Origin of the sequence: Streptomyces sp. NPDC097617 (assembly GCF_044761485.1) — a bacterium.
GTDB lineage: Bacteria > Actinomycetota > Actinomycetes > Streptomycetales > Streptomycetaceae > Streptomyces.
The window spans coordinates 454839-471826 of sequence record NZ_JBIWCL010000001.1; the positions used below are offsets into that span (position 1 = coordinate 454839).

At 69.9% G+C, this 16988-nt stretch carries 15 protein-coding genes, 1 tRNA gene and 1 pseudogene; 11 read left to right on the forward strand and 6 right to left on the reverse strand.

Translation table 11 applies throughout. The features are described 5' to 3' along the window. Nucleotides 1-57 precede the first annotated feature (57 nt). Nucleotides 58-623: pseudogene (locus ACIQZO_RS02210) on the forward strand (response regulator); the annotation flags it as partial. Nucleotides 624-633: 10 nt separating this feature from the next. On the opposite strand, the gene ACIQZO_RS02215 reads toward ACIQZO_RS02210, so the two are convergent. After that, nucleotides 634-1101: a winged helix-turn-helix domain-containing protein gene (locus tag ACIQZO_RS02215; protein WP_403618673.1), complete on the reverse strand. Its 468-nt coding sequence runs from the start codon at nucleotides 1099-1101 to the stop codon at nucleotides 634-636. Then, nucleotides 1098-1517, reverse strand: coding sequence for a hypothetical protein (locus tag ACIQZO_RS02220; RefSeq protein ID WP_403618676.1), 420 nt, complete (start codon nucleotides 1515-1517; stop codon nucleotides 1098-1100). The genes ACIQZO_RS02215 and ACIQZO_RS02220 overlap by 4 nt, the downstream gene beginning before the upstream one ends. Nucleotides 1518-1662: 145 nt before the next feature. Between ACIQZO_RS02220 and ACIQZO_RS02225 the strand changes: the two genes are divergently transcribed. The 5 genes from ACIQZO_RS02225 (at nucleotide 1663) to ACIQZO_RS02245 (ending at nucleotide 9330) form a co-directional block, all read left to right on the forward strand. Continuing rightward, nucleotides 1663-2025, forward strand: a complete 363-nt coding sequence (locus ACIQZO_RS02225) for a chorismate mutase (RefSeq protein WP_403618679.1) — start codon at nucleotides 1663-1665, stop codon at nucleotides 2023-2025. 32 nt (nucleotides 2026-2057) lie between these two features. Then, a complete protein-coding gene (pepN, locus tag ACIQZO_RS02230; protein WP_403618682.1) occupies nucleotides 2058-4595 on the forward strand; it encodes an aminopeptidase N in 2538 nt (845 codons plus the stop codon). 614 nt (nucleotides 4596-5209) lie between these two features. Continuing rightward, nucleotides 5210-6604, forward strand: a complete 1395-nt coding sequence (locus ACIQZO_RS02235; protein ID WP_403618684.1) for a pyridoxal phosphate-dependent decarboxylase family protein — start codon at nucleotides 5210-5212, stop codon at nucleotides 6602-6604. Continuing rightward, nucleotides 6601-8010, forward strand: a complete 1410-nt coding sequence (locus tag ACIQZO_RS02240; protein WP_403618687.1) for a lysine N(6)-hydroxylase/L-ornithine N(5)-oxygenase family protein — start codon at nucleotides 6601-6603, stop codon at nucleotides 8008-8010. Before ACIQZO_RS02235 ends, ACIQZO_RS02240 begins: the two co-directional genes overlap by 4 nt. A 147-nt stretch (nucleotides 8011-8157) precedes the next feature. Then, nucleotides 8158-9330: an ALF repeat-containing protein gene (locus tag ACIQZO_RS02245; RefSeq protein WP_403618690.1), complete on the forward strand. Its 1173-nt coding sequence runs from the start codon at nucleotides 8158-8160 to the stop codon at nucleotides 9328-9330. 63 nt (nucleotides 9331-9393) lie between these two features. Here the strand turns inward: ACIQZO_RS02245 and ACIQZO_RS02250 are convergent, their stop codons facing one another. Further along, on the reverse strand, nucleotides 9394-11196 hold the full coding sequence (locus ACIQZO_RS02250; protein ID WP_403618693.1) for a bifunctional metallophosphatase/5'-nucleotidase: 1803 nt from the start codon (nucleotides 11194-11196) through the stop codon (nucleotides 9394-9396). A 129-nt stretch (nucleotides 11197-11325) separates the two neighbouring features. Between ACIQZO_RS02250 and ACIQZO_RS02255 the strand changes: the two genes are divergently transcribed. Then, on the forward strand, nucleotides 11326-12045 hold the full coding sequence (locus ACIQZO_RS02255) for an SIMPL domain-containing protein (RefSeq protein WP_403618695.1): 720 nt from the start codon (nucleotides 11326-11328) through the stop codon (nucleotides 12043-12045). A 167-nt stretch (nucleotides 12046-12212) separates the two neighbouring features. Continuing rightward, on the forward strand, nucleotides 12213-13640 hold the full coding sequence (gene pyk, locus ACIQZO_RS02260) for a pyruvate kinase (protein ID WP_403618698.1): 1428 nt from the start codon (nucleotides 12213-12215) through the stop codon (nucleotides 13638-13640). Between the two features lie 97 nt (nucleotides 13641-13737). On the opposite strand, the gene ACIQZO_RS02265 is transcribed toward pyk, so the two are convergent. Beyond that, nucleotides 13738-14208 carry a hypothetical protein gene (locus ACIQZO_RS02265; RefSeq protein ID WP_403618701.1) on the reverse strand — a complete coding sequence of 157 codons (471 nt, stop codon included), beginning with the start codon at nucleotides 14206-14208 and terminating at the stop codon, nucleotides 13738-13740. 253 nt (nucleotides 14209-14461) lie between these two features. On the opposite strand from ACIQZO_RS02265, the gene ACIQZO_RS02270 reads away from it, so the two are divergent. Together ACIQZO_RS02270 and ACIQZO_RS02275 are read left to right on the forward strand one after the other, a co-directional pair. Next, complete coding sequence (locus tag ACIQZO_RS02270) at nucleotides 14462-14686, forward strand: hypothetical protein (protein ID WP_403618704.1); 225 nt, start codon at nucleotides 14462-14464, stop codon at nucleotides 14684-14686. A gap of 125 nt (nucleotides 14687-14811) precedes the next feature. Further along, nucleotides 14812-15258, forward strand: a complete 447-nt coding sequence (locus ACIQZO_RS02275; RefSeq protein ID WP_403618707.1) for a hypothetical protein — start codon at nucleotides 14812-14814, stop codon at nucleotides 15256-15258. On the opposite strand, the gene ACIQZO_RS02280 is transcribed toward ACIQZO_RS02275, so the two are convergent. Continuing rightward, a complete protein-coding gene (locus ACIQZO_RS02280) occupies nucleotides 15255-16031 on the reverse strand; it encodes a helix-turn-helix domain-containing protein (RefSeq protein ID WP_403618710.1) in 777 nt (258 codons plus the stop codon). The two genes, ACIQZO_RS02275 and ACIQZO_RS02280, sit on opposite strands and share 4 nt — an antisense overlap. Before the next feature lie 85 nt (nucleotides 16032-16116). Beyond that, nucleotides 16117-16199, reverse strand: a tRNA-Leu gene (locus ACIQZO_RS02285). Between the two features lie 92 nt (nucleotides 16200-16291). Here ACIQZO_RS02285 and ACIQZO_RS02290 point away from each other — a divergent pair. Beyond that, on the forward strand, nucleotides 16292-16945 hold the full coding sequence (locus ACIQZO_RS02290) for an ANTAR domain-containing response regulator (protein WP_030008501.1): 654 nt from the start codon (nucleotides 16292-16294) through the stop codon (nucleotides 16943-16945). Nucleotides 16946-16988 lie beyond the last annotated feature (43 nt).

Sequence of the window (16988 nt, forward strand, 5' to 3'; positions counted from 1 at the left end):
CCGGTCCCTTGGGAAACGACCGGTGGCGGCAGCGGGCGACAGTGGGACAGGTGGCGCATGGCGATCCGAGTGGTCGTCGCCGACGACCGGGACATGGTCAGAACCGGCTTCCGCATGATCCTCGAAAGCCAACCGGACATCGAGGACGTCGCCGACGGCGAAGCGGCCCTCGCCGCCGCCCTGGAACACCGGCCCGACGTCCTGCTCCTCGACATCCGCATGCCGGGGCTCGACGGCCTCGAAGTCACCCGCCGACTGTCCGGCACCCCCCACGCACCCCGCATCGTCATCGCCACCACCTTCGACCTCGACGAGTACGTCCACGCCGCACTCCACGGCGGAGCGTCCGGCTTCCTCCTGAAGGACGCCGGCCCGGCCATGCCGGTTGAAGCGGTACGGGCGGCAGCCGTCGGCGACCCCCTCGTCTCACCGGCGATCACCGTGCGGCTGCTGAGCGAAATGGCCCCGCGCACCCGGGCCACCCGGGCCACCGGGGCCCGCCGCCCCACGGAGCCCCTGACCGAACGGGAACGCGACGTCGTACGCTGCTCGCGCGCGGCCTGACCAACGCGGAGATCGCCGGAGAGCTCTTCGTCCCCCCGTCCACGGTCGAAACCCACCTGAAGGTGCGACCTAGTCGCCGAAGGGCGTGCCCAGCGCGATGGCCCGCAGCGCGGCCAGATGCCGCTCGTAGACCGCCCGGCCCTCGGCGGTCAGTGAGACCCAGGTGCGCGGGCGCCGCCCGACCCGGCCCTTGCGGACCGCCACCCAGCCCGCCTCCTCCAGCGCCGCGACCTGCTTGGACAGCACGGAGTCCGAAACCTCGACCAGATCCCGTACGAAGCCGAACTCGGCCTTGTCCAGCGGAGCCAGCGCCGCCACCACGGAGAGCCGTACGGGCGCGTTCAGCAGCGGCGCGAGATCGTGCCGCGGATGCCCGCCACGCTTCGCGGCAGCGCCCGCCCCGGTGCCCGCGCCCGCCCCCGTGTCGGCGTCCGCTCCCGTGTCCGCGCCCGCCCCGGTGCCCGCGCCCGCTCCCGTGTCGGCGTCCGCTCCCGTGTCCGCGCCCGCCCCGGTGCCCGCGTCCGCCCCGTCCGTCATGCCGCACCCCGCGTCTCGGTCCAGGCCCCGACGGCGAGCGGCAGCGCACACGCCAGCGCGGCCACCGCCGCGAACCCCGCCCCGCGGCCGAAGACCGAGGTGCCGAGCGTGATCGTCAGCGCGAACACCGCCGCCCAGGACCCCACCAGCACCCCGTGCTTCACCCCGAACCCCCGCCGCACCACCCGCTGCCGCGCCGCGTACACGCTCAGTCCGGTCACCAGGAGCGCGTTGGCCACCCCGAACACCACCGCCGAGACCGGCCCCCGCCACAGCACCGCCACGGGTACCAACACCAGCTGCCCGGCCGCGAAGGCCCACAGGTAGCGCGCGTACCAGCCGCTGCGCCGCCGCGCCGCCTTCTCCAGGCCCGCCGCCCGGCCCAACGCCCCGGCCGCCTCCGCCGTCTCCCCCATGGTTCCCCCTCGCTCGCACACCGGTGATCGTTCCCTGTGATTTCCACTATGGCGAGTACTTTCCAATCTGGCAAGTGAAAGGTCGGCGTCTCACAGGCCGACTGCCCGGGGAACCGGCGGCCACCGCCACGTATTCTCAAGAACCATGAACATCAGCGACCTCGACAACGGCACCGGCACCGGCACGGGCGCGGCCAAGGACGCCGCAGGCATCGACGAGAGCGTCACCGCCGAACTCGCCCGCCTGCGCGACAGCATCGACAACATCGACGCCGCCGTCGTCCACATGCTCGCCGAACGCTTCAAGTGCACCCAGCAGGTCGGCCACCTCAAGGCCCGGCACCAGCTGCCCCCCGCCGACCCGAGCCGCGAAGCCAGCCAGATCGCCCGCCTGCGCCAGCTCGCCGAGAACGCCAAACTCGACCCCGCCTTCGCCGAGAAGCTCCTCAACTTCATCATCGCCGAGGTCATCCGCCACCACGAGACGATCGCAGCGGGCGAGGAGTAGACGTCCGGGGTCCGGCCGCCCACTGCGGCAGCATGGGCCCCATGTCCGCACTGACGCGCACCGAAGCGCAGCTCCGAGCCCAGCTCATCGACGTCCAGCACTACGCCGTCACCCTCGACCTCACCGGCGACGACGAGACCTTCGACTCCACCACCGTCATCCGGTTCACCGCCCGGACGGCCGCAGACACCTTCATCGAGCTGAAGCCCGTCGAACTGCGCTCCGCCACCCTCGACGGCAACCCCCTCGACCCGGCCGCCCTCGCCGACGACCGGCTCCCCCTCACCGGCCTCACCGAGGGCCCCCACGAACTGCACCTCGACACCCGCATGCGCTACTCCCGCACCGGCGAGGGCCTGCACCGCTTCACCGACCCCGCGGACGGGCACACGTACGTCTACTCCCAGATGTTCCTGGACGACGTCCAGCGCGTCTTCCCGGCCTTCGACCAGCCCGACCTCAAGGCCGTCTTCGCCTTCACCGTCACCGCCCCCGCCCACTGGACCGTCCTCGCCAACGGCATCACCACCCGCACCGGCGACGCCCCCGACGGCAGCGGCGCCGGCATCTGGAAGTCCGCCCCCACCCCCCTCATCTCCACCTACCTCGCCGCCGTCGCCGCCGGCCCCTGGCACACCGTCCGCACCCACCACGCCGGACTGCCCTTCGGCATCCACTGCCGCCAGTCCCTCGCACCCCACATGGACGTCGACGCCGAGGAGATCCTCTCCCTCACCAAGGCATGCTTCGACCGGTACCAGGAGAAATTCACCGAGCCCTACCCCTTCGACTCCTACGACCAGGCCTTCGTACCGGAGTTCAACGCCGGCGCCATGGAGAACCCCGGACTCGTCACCTTCCGCGACGAGTTCATCTTCCGCTCCGCCGTCACCGACACCGAACGCCAGTCCCGCGCCATGGTCATCGCCCACGAGATGGCACACATGTGGTTCGGCGACCTCGTCACCCTCGCCTGGTTCGACGACATCTGGCTCAACGAATCCTTCGCCGAATACATGGGCTACCAGACCCTCACCGAAGCCACCCGCTTCACCGACACCTGGACCGACTTCGGCGTCACCCGCAAGCCCTGGGGCTACGACGCCGACCAGCGCCCCTCCACCCACCCCGTCGCCCCCACCCCCCAAGACGTCCCCGACACCGCCTCCGCACTCCTCAACTTCGACGGCATCTCCTACGCCAAGGGCGCCTCAGCCCTGCGCCAACTCGTCGCCTGGCTCGGCGAGAAGGACTTCCTGGCCGGCATCAACACCCACTTCGCCCGCCACAAGTTCGCCAACGCCTCCCTCGCCGACTTCATCGACTCCCTCGCCGCCCACACCGAACGCGACGTCCGTGCCTGGGCCGACATCTGGCTGCGCACCACCGGAATCGACACCCTCACCCCCCGCATCGAGGAATCCGAAGGCGGCCCCGACAACGCCCCCGGCTGGACCCTCACCGTCGACCGCCGCGGCAGCCGCCCCCACCACATCGCCGTCGGCGTCTACGACCGCGACCCCGTCGACAGCCGCTTCCTGGAACTGCGCGAACTCCTCGACCTCGACGTCCCCTCCGACGAGGTCATCTCCGTCACCGGAGCCCGCCCCGCCCTCGTCGTCCTCAACGACGTCGACCTCACCTACGCCAAGGTCCGCCTCGACGAGACCTCCGTCGAAACGGTCCTGCGCGGCCTCGCCGGCATCCCCGACGCCCTCACCCGCGCCGTCGTCTGGAACTCCCTGCGCGACATGGTCCGCGACGGCGAACTCGCCCCGCACGACTACCTGGCGACCGCCTCCGCACACCTGCCCGAGGAGAACGACCTCGCCATCGTCCAGGGCGTCCTCACCTTCGCCCGCACCCAGATCGCCGTACGCTACGTCGCCCCCGACGAGCGGACCGCCGCCCTCACCACCCTCACCACCATCGCCCGCGACCTGCTCCGGCGCACCGAGGACGGCTCCGAACCCGGCATGCGGCTGACCGCCGTACGCACCCTCATCGACAGCGCCACCCAGCCCGACACCATCGACGCCTGGCTCGCCGACGACACCGTCCCCGGCGGCCCCGCACTCGACCCCGAACTGCGCTGGCGCATCCTCGGCCGCCTCGCCGTCCTCGGCACCATCGCGGAGACCGAGATCGACGACGCCCTCGCCGCCGACACCAGCGCCACCGGCCAGGAAGGCGCCGCCCGCTGCCGCGCCGCCCTGCCCACCCCGGAAGCCAAGGCCGCCGCCTGGGACCGCCTCTTCAACGACGACAGCCTGTCCAACTACCTCTTCAGCGCCACCGCCCAGGGCTTCTGGCAGCCCGAACAGGCCGAACTGCTCACCGAATACGTCACCCGCTACTACCCCGACGCCGTCGCCCTCGGCGCCCGCCGCGGCCCGGCCATCGGCGAAGCCGCCGGCCGCTGGGCGTTCCCGGAGTACGCCATCGACGAAGCCAACCTCCGGGCGGGCCACGCCTGCCTCACCGACCCGGACATCCTCCCCCTCCTGCGCCGCAAGCTCGTCGACCAACTCGACGACCTCGCCCGAGCCCTCAAGGTCCGAGGCGCCTGACCCCTGCGGGGGGCCGGCGGAAGGGGGGAGCTGAAGGGGGTGGGGCGGGGTGCCGGGTCCGGCCTCCGGGCAGGCCACGCCTGCCTCGCCGACCCGGACACCCTCCCCCTCCTGCCCTTGGGGGAACGGGGAAGCGGGGGAGTGGTGCGGGGTGCCGGGTCCGGCCCCCGGGCCGGCCACGCCTGCCTCAGCGACCCGGACCCGCTCTCCCCCGGGGGCCGGGGGAGAGCGGCGGGGCGCCGGGACCGCATGACCGGGGCGCCCGGAGCGGCCCGTACGGCCCGCCGTGCCACGCCCGCACATCCCGTCCCGTCCCGCGTCCCGGACGGGTCCCCGCCCCGAACGCAGGCTCGCGGCGGGCCGCCTCCGGCGCGGTCCGCCCGGTCCAGCCCCGCCGGCGTTCGAGGCGCACGGCCGGGCAGAGCCCGGTCGGCCGACCGGTCGAACGCGGTCCGCCCGGTCCAGCCCCGCCGGCGTTCGAGGCGCACGGCCGGGCAGAGCCCGGTCGGCCGACCGGTCGACTCCGGACAAACCCCGGCGGTTACCCCATTCGGGTCTGATCGTTGTACTGGCCGGGTGCCTCCACCGCACCCGGCCAGCCCCCGGAGGACCCGATGACCGCGCCGCCCGGCACACCGCCCCCGCTCGCCGGCGGCCCCCACGGCCCCGACGCCCTGCGCCCCCTCCTCGACACCGTCCTCGACGCCCTCACCACCGGCGCCGAGGAACGCCGAGGCCCCCTCCCCGCCGGCGGCCCCACCGCCGTCACCGCCCGCGTCCACGCCGCCCTCGGCGACACCGGCCTGCTCCCCGCCCACGGCACCGGCGCCCACGAAGCCCTGCGCACCCTCGTCCACACCCTCGCCGCAGGCGCCGCCGACCCCGCCCACCCCCTCTGCGCAGCCCACCTGCACTGCCCCCCGCTCGCCGTCGCGGCAGCCGCCGACCTCGCCGCCGACGCCCTCAACCCCTCCCTCGACTCCTGGGACCAGGCCCCCGCCGCCTCCGCCCTCGAAGCCCTCCTCACCCGCACCCTCGCCGCCGAGTTCTACGACACCCCCCACGCCGACGCCCTCATCACCACCGGCGGCACCGAAGCCAACCAACTCGCCCTGCTCCTCGCCCGCGAACGCCACGGCCCCGCCCTCACCGTCCTCCACGGAGCCAACGCCCACCACTCCGTCCCGCGCGCCGCCTGGATCCTCGGCCTCCCCCCGGCCACCGAACTCCCCACCCCCACCGGCGTACTCGACCCCGCCCGCCTCGCCGAGGCCCTCGCCACCACCCCCGGCCCCACCCTGGTCACCGCCACCGCCGGCACCACCGACGCCGGACTCATCGACCCCCTCCAGCGCATCGCCGACCTCTGCGACCGCTACGGCGCCGACCTCCACATCGACGCCGCATACGGCGGCCTCCTCGCCCTCAGCCCCCGCCACCGCGACAAACTCGCCGGACTCGACCGCGCCCACTCCCTCACCGTCGACCTCCACAAACTCGGCTGGCAGCCCGTCGCCGCAGGCCTCCTCGCCGTCCCCGACACCGCCCTCCTCACCCCCCTCGCCCACCAGGCCGACTACCTCAACGCCACCGACGACACCGAAGCCGGCCTGCCCGACCTCCTCGGCCGCTCCCTGCGCACCACCCGCCGCCCCGACGCACTCAAGATCGCCGCCACCCTCCGCGCCCTCGGCCGCGACGGCCTCACCGCACTCATCGACCGCACCATCGACACCGCACACCACCTCGCCCGACTCCTCGACGCCCACCCCGGCTTCGAACTCCACACACCCCCCACCATCAGCACCGTCCTCTTCCGGCCCACCCACGCCGATGACGACCGGCTCGCCACCCTGCGCCGCACCCTCCTGCACCAAGGCCGCGCCGTCCTCGGCCGCACCCACGCCGACGGCCGCCTGTGGCTCAAGGCCACCCTGCTCAACCCGCACACCACAGCGGGGGACCTGGACAACCTCATCTCCCTCCTGGAAGGCAGCACCCACCGATGACCGCCCAGCTCGACACCCCCCACGACCTCGTCGGAATCGGGATCGGCCCCTTCAACCTCTCCCTCGCGGCCCTCGCCCACGGCCTGCCGCAACAAGGAGCCGGCGAACTCGACACCGCCTTCTACGACCAGCGTCGCGACTTCCGCTGGCACCCCGGCCTCCTCATCGAAGGAGCCACCCTCCAGGTCCCCTTCCTCGCCGACCTCGTCACCCTCGCCGACCCGGCCAGCCCCTGGAGCTTCCTCAGCTACCTCAAGCACAAGGAACGGCTCTTCCCCTTCTACTTCGCCGAGCAGTTCCACATCCACCGCGCCGAATACGACGCCTACTGCCGCTGGGTCGCCGGCCGCGTCCCCGGACTCCACTTCGGCCACCAGGTCGACGCCGTCCGCTGGAACCCCGAACGCGAACTCTTCGAAGTCGACTTCACCCAACTCGACGCCACCGGCGAAGCCGAAGCCCTCGGCCGTACCTACACCCGCAACCTCGCACTCGGCATCGGCACCGCCCCCTACGTCCCCGAACCCCTGCGCCCCCTCGCCGACGCCCCCACCGTCCCCGTCATCCACTCCGCCGACTACCTCGACAACCGGCAGCGCATCCTCGGCGCCGAACACGTCACCGTCATCGGATCCGGCCAATCCGGCGCCGAAGTCTTCCTCGACCTCCTCCGCGCCCGCCCCACCGGCCGCGAACGCCTCACCTGGCTCGCCCGCACCCCCTCCTTCGCCCCCATGGAGTACTCCAAGCTCGGCCTCGAACACTTCACCCCCGACTACACCCGCTACTTCCACGCCCTCCCCGAACCCGTACGCGACCGGCTCGTCCCCGCCCAATGGCAGCTCCACAAGGGCATCGACGCCGCCACCATCGCCGCCATCCACGAAGAGCTCTACCGCCGCACCCTCCACGGAGGCTGGCCCGACACCGTCCTCACCCCCGGAGTCAGCGTCCGCACCGCCGGCCGCGTCGCCACCACCAAGGTCGAACTCCACCTCGAACACATCGAGCAGGGCACCCGCTCCCGCCTCACCACCGACGCCGTCGTCCTCGCCACCGGCTACAAGGAGCGCCCGCTCAGCAGCATGCTCGCCGGCCTCGACCCGTACCTGCGCAAGGACTCCTGCGGCCGCCCCCGTATCGACGACCGCTACCGGATGCTCCTCGACCCCGCCGTCAGCGGCAGCATCTTCGTCCAGAACGGCGAACGACACACCCACGGAGTCGGCGCCCCCGACCTCGGCCTCGCCGCCTGGCGCAGCGCCGCCATCCTCAACACGCTCACCGGCAAGGAGCCCTACCCCCAGCCGGACCGCACCGCCTTCACCACCTTCGGCCTCGAACAGCGCGAGCACACCCGCCCCCGCCCGGCGGGCGAACTCCGCCCCCTCGTCGACCACCCCTGAGCCCCCGAGAGCCCTGCCGTCCGATGACCGAGCCCCCGACCCGCCCCGCCGTTCCACGCCCCGAGCGGCGGGAACATGATCGGTACAACTATCCCCACCGGTCGAACGTCTCTTCTGTCGAAGAAACGTTTCCAGGGGGTTTTGTCTGTGAAGTTTTCCCGGATCGCCGCAGCGGTGACCACCGCTGCCCTTGCTCCGGCCGTCCTCATCGCGTCACCGGCGTTCGCCGCCGGCCCCGACGCCCCGGCCACCAGCACCAAGCCGGCACCGACCACGCCCGACCAGGCCGTGCCCGACCAGGCCGTGCCCGACCAGGCCGTGCCCGACCCGGCCGAAGAGGACCGCAAGACCATCCTCGCGATCATCGCCCACCCGATGGCCAGCGAGTTCATGAAGGAAGCCGGCCGCAAGGCCATCGCCGACGGCCCGCAGGCCATGCGCAAGTTCATCGAGATCGACCAGCACAACATCCGCATGGACGACTACCGCATCGCGATCCTCCGCCTCCTCCCCAACGCCGGACCCGGCCTGAAGGGAGGCATCAACAAGATCCTCAGCAGCGGCGACAACATCGAAAAGCTGCGCCACTTCTACGACGTCACCCAGCACGAGCTGCGCGACGACGACAACAAGGTCGAGATCTCCCGGCTGATCGGCACCGGCGGCACCGCCGTGAAGGAAGCCGGCAAGAAAGCCCTGCAGGGCACCCCCGCCGACCGCGCGGAGTTCCTGAAGACCGGCCGCCACCTCGCCCAGGCCCAGGACGACCTGGTCGAACTCGCCCGCATCGACGAAGGCTGGGACGGCCCCATCCTCAGCGCGGCCATCAGCAAGCTGATGAACGGATCGCCCACCCCGGCCGAGCTGCGCCACTTCCTGGAAGTGACCCAGTACGAACTGCGCGACCAGGACAACCGCGTCGCCATCGCCAAGATCATCGACGGTGGCGGTCCGGAACTCGTCAAGGCGGGCCGCGCCGCACTCGCCGGCACCCCCGCCGACCGGACCGAGTTCCTCAAGACGGGCCAGCACGAGGCCCGCGCCAAGGACCAAGCCGCCAAGGACAAGGAGAAGCCCGCCCCCGGCAAGGACGGACAGGAGCAGGGCAACGGCTCCGGAACGGGCTCCGGTGCCGGAGGCAACACCACCGGCACCGGCAACACCACCATCGCCGCCCAGGGCCACAACGGCTCGCCCCTCGCCACCACCGGCGCCGGCGACCACACGACCCTGATCGCCGGCGGCGCGGGCACCGCGCTCGCCGCCGGCGCCGGACTGCTGCTCGCCGCCCGGATGCGCCGCGCCGCCGCCGCACGCTGACCGGACCCGCACCAGCAGGGGTGGCCGGCCGCAGCACACCACGGCCGGCCACCCCCGTCCCACCTAGAACACCGCGACCCCGGCCCGCGTCAGCCGCCAGTCCACCGAAGCGAACTGCGCCGGATCGATCGTCCCCTTCGCCTTCACCCACTGGATGATCGTGTTGCGGATCTCGTCCGAGTTCGCCCACAACTGCTTCGCCTGCGGCACATGCGGGAAGTTACCCCCACCCGCAGCCCGGTAGTTGTTCACCGCCAGCACGAACTGCGCCGCCGGATCCACCGGCTTCCCCTGGAACGACAGCCCCGAGATCCGCGACCCCGAGGGCTGCGCGATGTCGATGTCGTACGACAACCCGTACACCGCGTCATAGTTGTAGTCCGGAATGCTCTCCGCGTTGGTCAGCTTCGCCGGATCCACCACCTCACCCGGCGCCGTCCGCACGAAGTACCGCGCCGAATACTCCAGGTAGTCCTTCACCTGCGCACCCGTCAGCAGTCGCGCCTCCATCGTGTTCTCGAACGGATACAGCCCCGCCGCATCCCGGATCGTCACCTGACCCGCCGGAATCGCCGCCGTCCGCGAGAAGCACGACGCCTGCGACAGCACCGGCAGCGCCGCCCACTCCGATCCGGCCAGCGCCCCCTTCACCGTCTCCGCCTGCACATGGTTGATCAGATCGATGATCGCGACATCCTTGAACGCCCCCTCCGCGGACGACATCGCCTGCGTCGACGTACCGATCACCTGGTTCACGTACGCCACGACCTTGCGGTGCTCGTCCGACAGCAGCCGCGTGATCTTCTTGTCCTCCGCGACCGTGTTCGAGTTCAGCACCTTCGCCGCGACCTTCGCCACCGACCAGCGGCCCTTCACCCACGTCAGCTCGAAGTCGAACAGCGTCAACCGCTGCCCCCACTTCAGCGGCTCCGACAGCACCACGTCCTTGCCGGTCACCGTGTTCTTCACCCGGTACTCGGGTATCTCCGTGTGCGCGTGCCCCACCAGGATCGCGTCGATCCCCGGCACCTGCTCCGCCACCAACGCCGCCGCATTCTCGATGTACGGCAACTGGTCCCCGTACGAGGACGTACCGCTCGAACCGGAATGCGCCGACACGATCACCACATCCGCGCCCATCGACCGAAGCTTCGGCACGTACTTCGCCGCCTGCTCCTCCAACCCCGGGAACGTCATCTTCCCCTGCACATTCGCCTTGTCCCAGATCGCGATACCCGGGTTCGTCAGCCCCAGCACCGCCACCTTCACATCACGCCCGCAAGGCGTACGCAGCCTGTGCATGCTGTACGGCGCGAACGCCGGCCGCAGCGTCTTCGCATCCAGCGCGTTCGCCCCCAGCAACGGGAAGTCGCACTGCTCCTCGAACTTCCGCAGCACCGGAATGCCGTAATTGAACTCGTGGTTCCCCAGCGCCGCCGCGTCATAACCGATCGCGTTCATCGCCTGCGCCATCGGGTGCACCGGACCACGCCGCGCGGTGATCGGATCCACCTTCGCGTAGTAGTACGACAACTGCGTGCCCTGGATCGTGTCACCCGCGTCGATCAGCAGCGTATTGCGCCGCCCCTTCTCCGCACGCACCTGATCCACCAACGTGGATATCTTCGCCAGACCGACGTCGTTGTGCGCCTTGTCGTCGAACTCCGCGTCCGTGAAGTAGTCCCAGTTGAAGACGTTCCCATGCAGGTCGGTCGTGCCCATCACCGTGAACGCGTACGTCCGCGGCCCGGACCCCTTCACGTCCTGCCCAGCCGCGGCGGCCGGGGTGCTCGTGGCCCCCGCCAACGCCACAGCCGCACCCGTCGCAGCCGTGGTACCCAGAAAAGTCCTACGGTCGAACGCCATACCATCTCCCCTTTTGAGGCGTGAACAACGCGCGTAGATTCTGGCCCACCAGCAACAGGACGCAACACCCCCGCCAGGTTTCGATCCGGTGACCACACCCGAACGAGCGACAGTGCGACAGTGGAAACCATGACCCAGGACGCAGCGCACACACCGCACGCATCCCACCAGCCCTACGGAACCCCCGAAGTACCCCGCGTAGCAGTCCGCGGCGAAGCCCGCATCGAAGTCGACCCCGAGATCGCCCGCATCGGCATCACCGTCAGCGCCCGAGGCACCGACCGCCGCACCGCGCTCGAAGACCTCACCCGCCGCAACAACGCCGTCCTCGACCTCATCAAGAGCTACGGCGACCCCGTCGAAAAGCTCGAAACCGGCGCCTTCTCCATCACCCCCGAACTCACCCGCCACGGCCGCGCCGAACGCGTCCGCGCCTACCACGGCCGCGTCCACATCACCGCCGAACTCAGCGACTTCACCACCCTCGGCGAACTCACCACCCGCCTCGCCGACCTCGAACTCACCCAGATCGACGGCCCCTGGTGGGCCCTGCGCCCCACCTCACCCGCCCACGGCCAGGCCCGCCGACAAGCCGTACTCGAAGCCGTCCAGCGCGCCCGCGAATACGCCGAAGCCCTCGGCGCGAACCTCGCCGCCCTCGTCGAACTCGCCGACCTCGGAGCCGAGAACGCCGAACCCTTCCCCTCCCACCCCGGCGGCGGCATGCGCACCATGGCCTTCAGCGCCACCGAGGACGCCGGCCCCCCGCCGCTCGACCTCGAACCCCAGCGCCAGACCGTCCACGCACAGGTGAACGCCCGCTTCACCATGACCCCGCCACAACTCTGAACGACTCTGAACAACTCTGAAGAACCCACAAAAGAGGCCCCCGGGGGTGCTCATCAGAGCACCCCCATGCACATTCAACAGTTGTCAACAACCCTTTTGCTCAAAGGTTGTTGAGTGGACACCCGGAAGCGATTACCTACCCGCAGGTAGGGGAATACGCTCGACCCATGCGCCGAGCGAAAATCGTATGTACCCTGGGCCCCGCAACCGACTCATACGACCAGATCAAAGCCCTGGTCGAAGCCGGAATGGACATCGCCCGCCTCAACCTCAGCCACGGCACCTACGCCGAACACGAGGAGCGCTACCAGCGCGTACGCAAGGCCTCCGACGAGACCGGCCGCAGCGTCGGCATCCTCGCCGACCTTCAAGGCCCGAAGATCCGCCTCGGCCGCTTCCGCGAAGGACCCGTACTCCTTGAACGCGGTGACGCATTCACCATCACCGTCGAAGACCACGAAGGCGACCGCCACACCTGCGGCACCACCTACAAAGGCCTCGCAGACGACGTCACCACCGGCGAACGCATCCTCGTCGACGACGGCCGCGTCACCCTCGAAGTCACCGCGGCCCAAGGCCCCCACGTCCACACCCGCGTCATCGAAGGCGGCATGGTCTCCGACCACAAAGGCCTCAACCTCCCCGGAGTAGCCGTCTCCGTCCCCGCACTCTCCGAAAAAGACATCGAAGACCTCCGCTGGGCCCTGCGCACCGGCGCCGACGTCATCGCCCTCTCCTTCGTCCGCAGCGGCCGCGACATCCAAGACGTCCACCGCATCATGGACGAAGAAGGCCGACGCCTCCCCGTCATCGCCAAAATCGAAAAGCCGCAAGCCGTCGAAAACATCGACGACATCGTCGCCGCCTTCGACGGAATCATGGTCGCCCGCGGCGACCTCGGCGTCGAAATGCCCCTGGAACACGTCCCCATCGTCCAAAAGCGCGCCGTCAAACTCGCCAAGCGCAACGCCAAACCCGTCATCGTCGCCACCCAGATGCTCGACTCGATGATCGACAACTCCCGGCCCACCCGCGCCGAAGCCAGCGACGTCGCCAACGCCATCATCGACGGCACCGACGCCGTCATGCTCTCCGGCGAAACCAGCGTCGGCAAATACCCCGTCGAAACCGTCCGCACCATGTCCCGCATCGTCGAAGCCGCCGAAGAAGACATCCTCGCCAAGGGCCTCCCCCCACTCACCGACCGCAACAAGCCCCGCACCCAAGGCGGAGCCGTCGCACGAGCCGCCGCCGAAATGGGCGACTTCCTCGACGCCAAATTCCTCGTCGCCTTCACCCAGAGCGGCGACACCGTCCGCCGACTCTCCCGCTACCGCTCACCCATCCCCCTCCTGGCCTTCACCCCCGACCAGGCAACCCGCTCCCAGCTCAACCTCACCTGGGGCGTCGAAACCTTCCTCGGCCCCCACGTCGACTCCACCGACGCCATGGTCGCCCAGGTCGAAGAAGAACTCCTGCGCATCGGCCGCTGCGTACCCGGCGACGTCGTCGTCATCACCGCCGGCTCACCCCCCGGCGTCACCGGCTCCACCAACCTGGTCCGCATCCACCACATCGGCGACCCCGTCCACTGACACACGCACCACACCGCGTCGGGCCACCACCCACCGCCCGACGCGGTCACCCGCCACCCCCGGACCCCACCAGGACACCGGCAACGGCCACCCGCAATCAGCGGCCACCCGGGCTCAGCAACGCAGCCGCGGCAGCGACGAAAGCCACGGCCGCCTCCTTCGCCGCACGCCGCCGCGAGTCCAACTCGGCACGACCAGTCGCCTTGCGCAGCGCATACGTAGCATCCGCAGCCTGCTCAGCCGCGCCGGACAACTCAGGGACCAAAACCTGAAGCCGGATATGCGGCGCAGTGATCGCCGCCCGCGTGTCATGAGACCTCGTCTGCGCCTCCAACTGATGCTCCGCACCAGCCTCGGCCAAAGCCAGCCGCTCCCGATGAAACATCGCCGAACGATGCGCATCCAGAGCCGCCGCGAACTCCGTGACAGCGCCCAGCTGATCCTGGAGATAACTGTCGGCACGCTGCTCGGCGCGTGCCGTACGTGCCGAACGGTGCTGGAGGAGACCAGCGGTCAAGGCACCGGCAAGAGTGCCGAGCACGGCAACGATCGAAGGCCATATGGACATCAAGGCCGGGTCCTCTCGGGTAGACGGATTCTGCGACGGGGTCACGTCCGGGCGCGTACCGGACCCAACTGCCGGCCAGATCGCGGCCGGGCCGATCCAGGAGTCCGGAGTCGGCCCCTTCGACCGCATCAACTCCCGTCATCATCCAGGCCGAGCGCAACGAACAACTCCCGGGCCCGCGCACCCATCACACAACTCCTCGGCCAGGAAGATCCCTTGACCTCAACCTGACCTGAGGTCATACGGTCATCACATGACGATCAAGGAACACACCCAGCAGCAGCTCGCCGCCCAGCCCATCGGCTACTGGACCCGCGAAGCCGCCAACCTCGTGATCGGCCGCCTCCGCGCCCACGACCGCAACGCCAAGGTCCACACGACGATGCGGGAAGGCATCGACGACGCCGAGTACGCAGCCACCATCAACACCCTCCGCCGCCTCGTCGCCAACCTCGGCGGCAACGGCGACCTCCCGTAACGGCACACTGGACCCCGACAACGCATCCACACGGGAAAACGGACCGAATGACCACGAGGCCGCCACACGACGACTGCACACCCCGCCCGGGCACCTGCCGACTGCCCGAACCATGGATGTGCGACGTGTTCTACATCGACGGAAGCCTCCGCGACATCACCGTCACCGACACCGACGACACCGACTGGCAGCAGGTCCTGCACCACTTCCGCGGCGCCGCCGACCAGCTCACCTGGTACGACGGCGCCGAAGGACGGGACCTCGGCCGCAACGACACCGAGGACCCCTTCAGCACGATGGAGGAGGGCTGCACCGCAGCCCTCGGCATCCAATGCGGCCGCACCCGATTCACGGGCCACCTGCCCGTCGACGGGATCGAATTCTCCCTCTGGCCCGACGGCATCGAGGACGGCGACCACGTCGCCGACGTCCTGCGCTTCCTCACCGAACTGGGCACGGCCTGCGGCCGCCCGGCCGTCCTGACCGCCGAGACGGTCACCGGCCACCACGAACTGCCGCCCCTGATCACCTACGACCCGTCCACCGGGACCGTCACCCACCGCGGGAGCTAGTACTTCGGCCCGATGTGGGCGTCCATGAGGGCGACGGAGTCCTTCCGCGCGATGGAGACATTGAACGGATCGCTGCCCCGGGCCAGCACGGTCCATCGGACCCCGACCGCGGTGAGCGTGTCGGTGCAGAGCCTCCGGATGTCGTCGGACTTGTTGGTGAAGAAGTACCGCGGGTACTCGTAGCGCTTCCCGTTGCGGACGGTCCAGTTGGTGACCCGACACCCGTCGGAATGGATCAGCCCCCGCAGGAACTCCCACGGATGCGCATCGACGATCGCCTGGTGCCACCCCTCGAGCACGATCCGCCGATCATGCTTCCTGCCGGGCCCGTGCTGAGGGAACAGACACTCGAGGTGTTTCGAATAGACCTTGACGTTGTGGCATCCGACTCTGCGGACCCGGCACACTCGATTGAACGGGAACACTTGATGCATCGCCTGTTCGGCGCAATTCATGAGCCCCGGCCAGTTGTCATCGCAGGTGATCATGAGATTGGGGACACGGTGCGCCGAGTAGTGGCTTATGTGTCCGTCGCCCAGGTAGAGGCCCAGTAGGTAGGCGTACGCCTTGGCGTCCAAGTGACTGGCGTCGCATCGAGGGCAGCCCGGGTCGTGAGCCCCAGGGCACTCGCCGCGCTTCGCCCGATCTAAATGTTTCCAGTACCCGACCGTGCCCAGCGGCACATTCAGTCGACGCGCGACCTCGGCGTTCCTTGTGCCTCCGCGGAGCAGGGCAAGCGCCGACTGTCGCGTTTCTAGGCTGTGCAACTTCATGGAGCCACTGTCCGTGACGATGGCTAGCCTTGTGTAGCAAAAAGCGGACGTTCACACGAATGTGAACGTCCGCTTTTCGGACGTGTACCGGGTGCGGGATTCGAACCCGCACGTCCTTTCGGACAGATGTGTTTGAGACATCAGCGTCTGCCATTCCGCCAACCCGGTTTGGTCGCTGGTCGGAGTGTACCGGGTGACGATCGTGCACTGCAGCTAGGTAGGCTCATCCAAGCAGCAGAGCCCCGCAAAGAGGAGCATCCGTGACCGCCGAGCACGAGTCGACGCCCACGCCCGACGCCGACCAGTCGCACGTTCCGCCGCTGACGACACGCGTCGTCATCGCCGAGGACGAGGCGCTCATCCGTCTCGATCTGAAAGAGATGCTCGAAGAAGAGGGCTACTCCGTCGTCGGCGAGGCCGGCGACGGTCAGACGGCCGTCGAGCTGGCCCGCGAGCACCGTCCCGACCTGGTGATCCTCGACGTGAAGATGCCCGTCCTGGACGGAATCTCCGCCGCCGAGAAGATCGCGGAGGAGTCCATCGCGCCCGTCCTGATGCTGACCGCGTTCTCGCAGCGCGACCTCGTCGAGCGGGCCCGGGACGCGGGCGCCATGGCGTACCTCGTGAAGCCGTTCAGCAAGAGCGACGTGGTGCCGGCCATCGAGATGGCCGTGTCCCGCTTCGCGGAGCTGCGTGCGCTGGAGCAGGAGGTCGCCGACCTCTCGCAGCGGCTGGAGACCCGAAAGCTGGTGGACCGCGCGAAGAGCATCCTGCAGACGCAGTACGGCCTGACGGAGCCCGCCGCCTTCCGCTGGATCCAGAAGTCGTCCATGGACCGCCGGATGTCCATGCAGCAGGTCGCCGAGGTGGTCATCGAGGACGCCGAGGCGAAGAAGAAGGAGAGCGGCAAGTAGGAGCCGCCCCCGGACATGCGTGAGGCCCGCCTCCCCCCGAGGG

Excerpts from the sequence above, each read along its gene's own strand:
- ACIQZO_RS02215 (WP_403618673.1), bottom strand. The coding sequence starts at position 1,101 with ATGACGGACGGGGCGGACGCGGGCACCGGGGCGGGCGCGGACACGGGA.
- ACIQZO_RS02220 (WP_403618676.1), bottom strand. The coding sequence starts at position 1,517 with ATGGGGGAGACGGCGGAGGCGGCCGGGGCGTTGGGCCGGGCGGCGGGC.
- ACIQZO_RS02225 (WP_403618679.1), top strand. The coding sequence starts at position 1,663 with ATGAACATCAGCGACCTCGACAACGGCACCGGCACCGGCACGGGCGCG.
- pepN (WP_403618682.1), top strand. The coding sequence starts at position 2,058 with ATGGGCCCCATGTCCGCACTGACGCGCACCGAAGCGCAGCTCCGAGCC.
- ACIQZO_RS02235 (WP_403618684.1), top strand. The coding sequence starts at position 5,210 with ATGACCGCGCCGCCCGGCACACCGCCCCCGCTCGCCGGCGGCCCCCAC.
- ACIQZO_RS02240 (WP_403618687.1), top strand. The coding sequence starts at position 6,601 with ATGACCGCCCAGCTCGACACCCCCCACGACCTCGTCGGAATCGGGATC.
- ACIQZO_RS02250 (WP_403618693.1), bottom strand. The coding sequence starts at position 11,196 with ATGGCGTTCGACCGTAGGACTTTTCTGGGTACCACGGCTGCGACGGGT.
- ACIQZO_RS02255 (WP_403618695.1), top strand. The coding sequence starts at position 11,326 with ATGACCCAGGACGCAGCGCACACACCGCACGCATCCCACCAGCCCTAC.
- pyk (WP_403618698.1), top strand. The coding sequence starts at position 12,213 with ATGCGCCGAGCGAAAATCGTATGTACCCTGGGCCCCGCAACCGACTCA.
- ACIQZO_RS02265 (WP_403618701.1), bottom strand. The coding sequence starts at position 14,208 with ATGTCCATATGGCCTTCGATCGTTGCCGTGCTCGGCACTCTTGCCGGT.
- ACIQZO_RS02270 (WP_403618704.1), top strand. The coding sequence starts at position 14,462 with ATGACGATCAAGGAACACACCCAGCAGCAGCTCGCCGCCCAGCCCATC.
- ACIQZO_RS02280 (WP_403618710.1), bottom strand. The coding sequence starts at position 16,031 with ATGAAGTTGCACAGCCTAGAAACGCGACAGTCGGCGCTTGCCCTGCTC.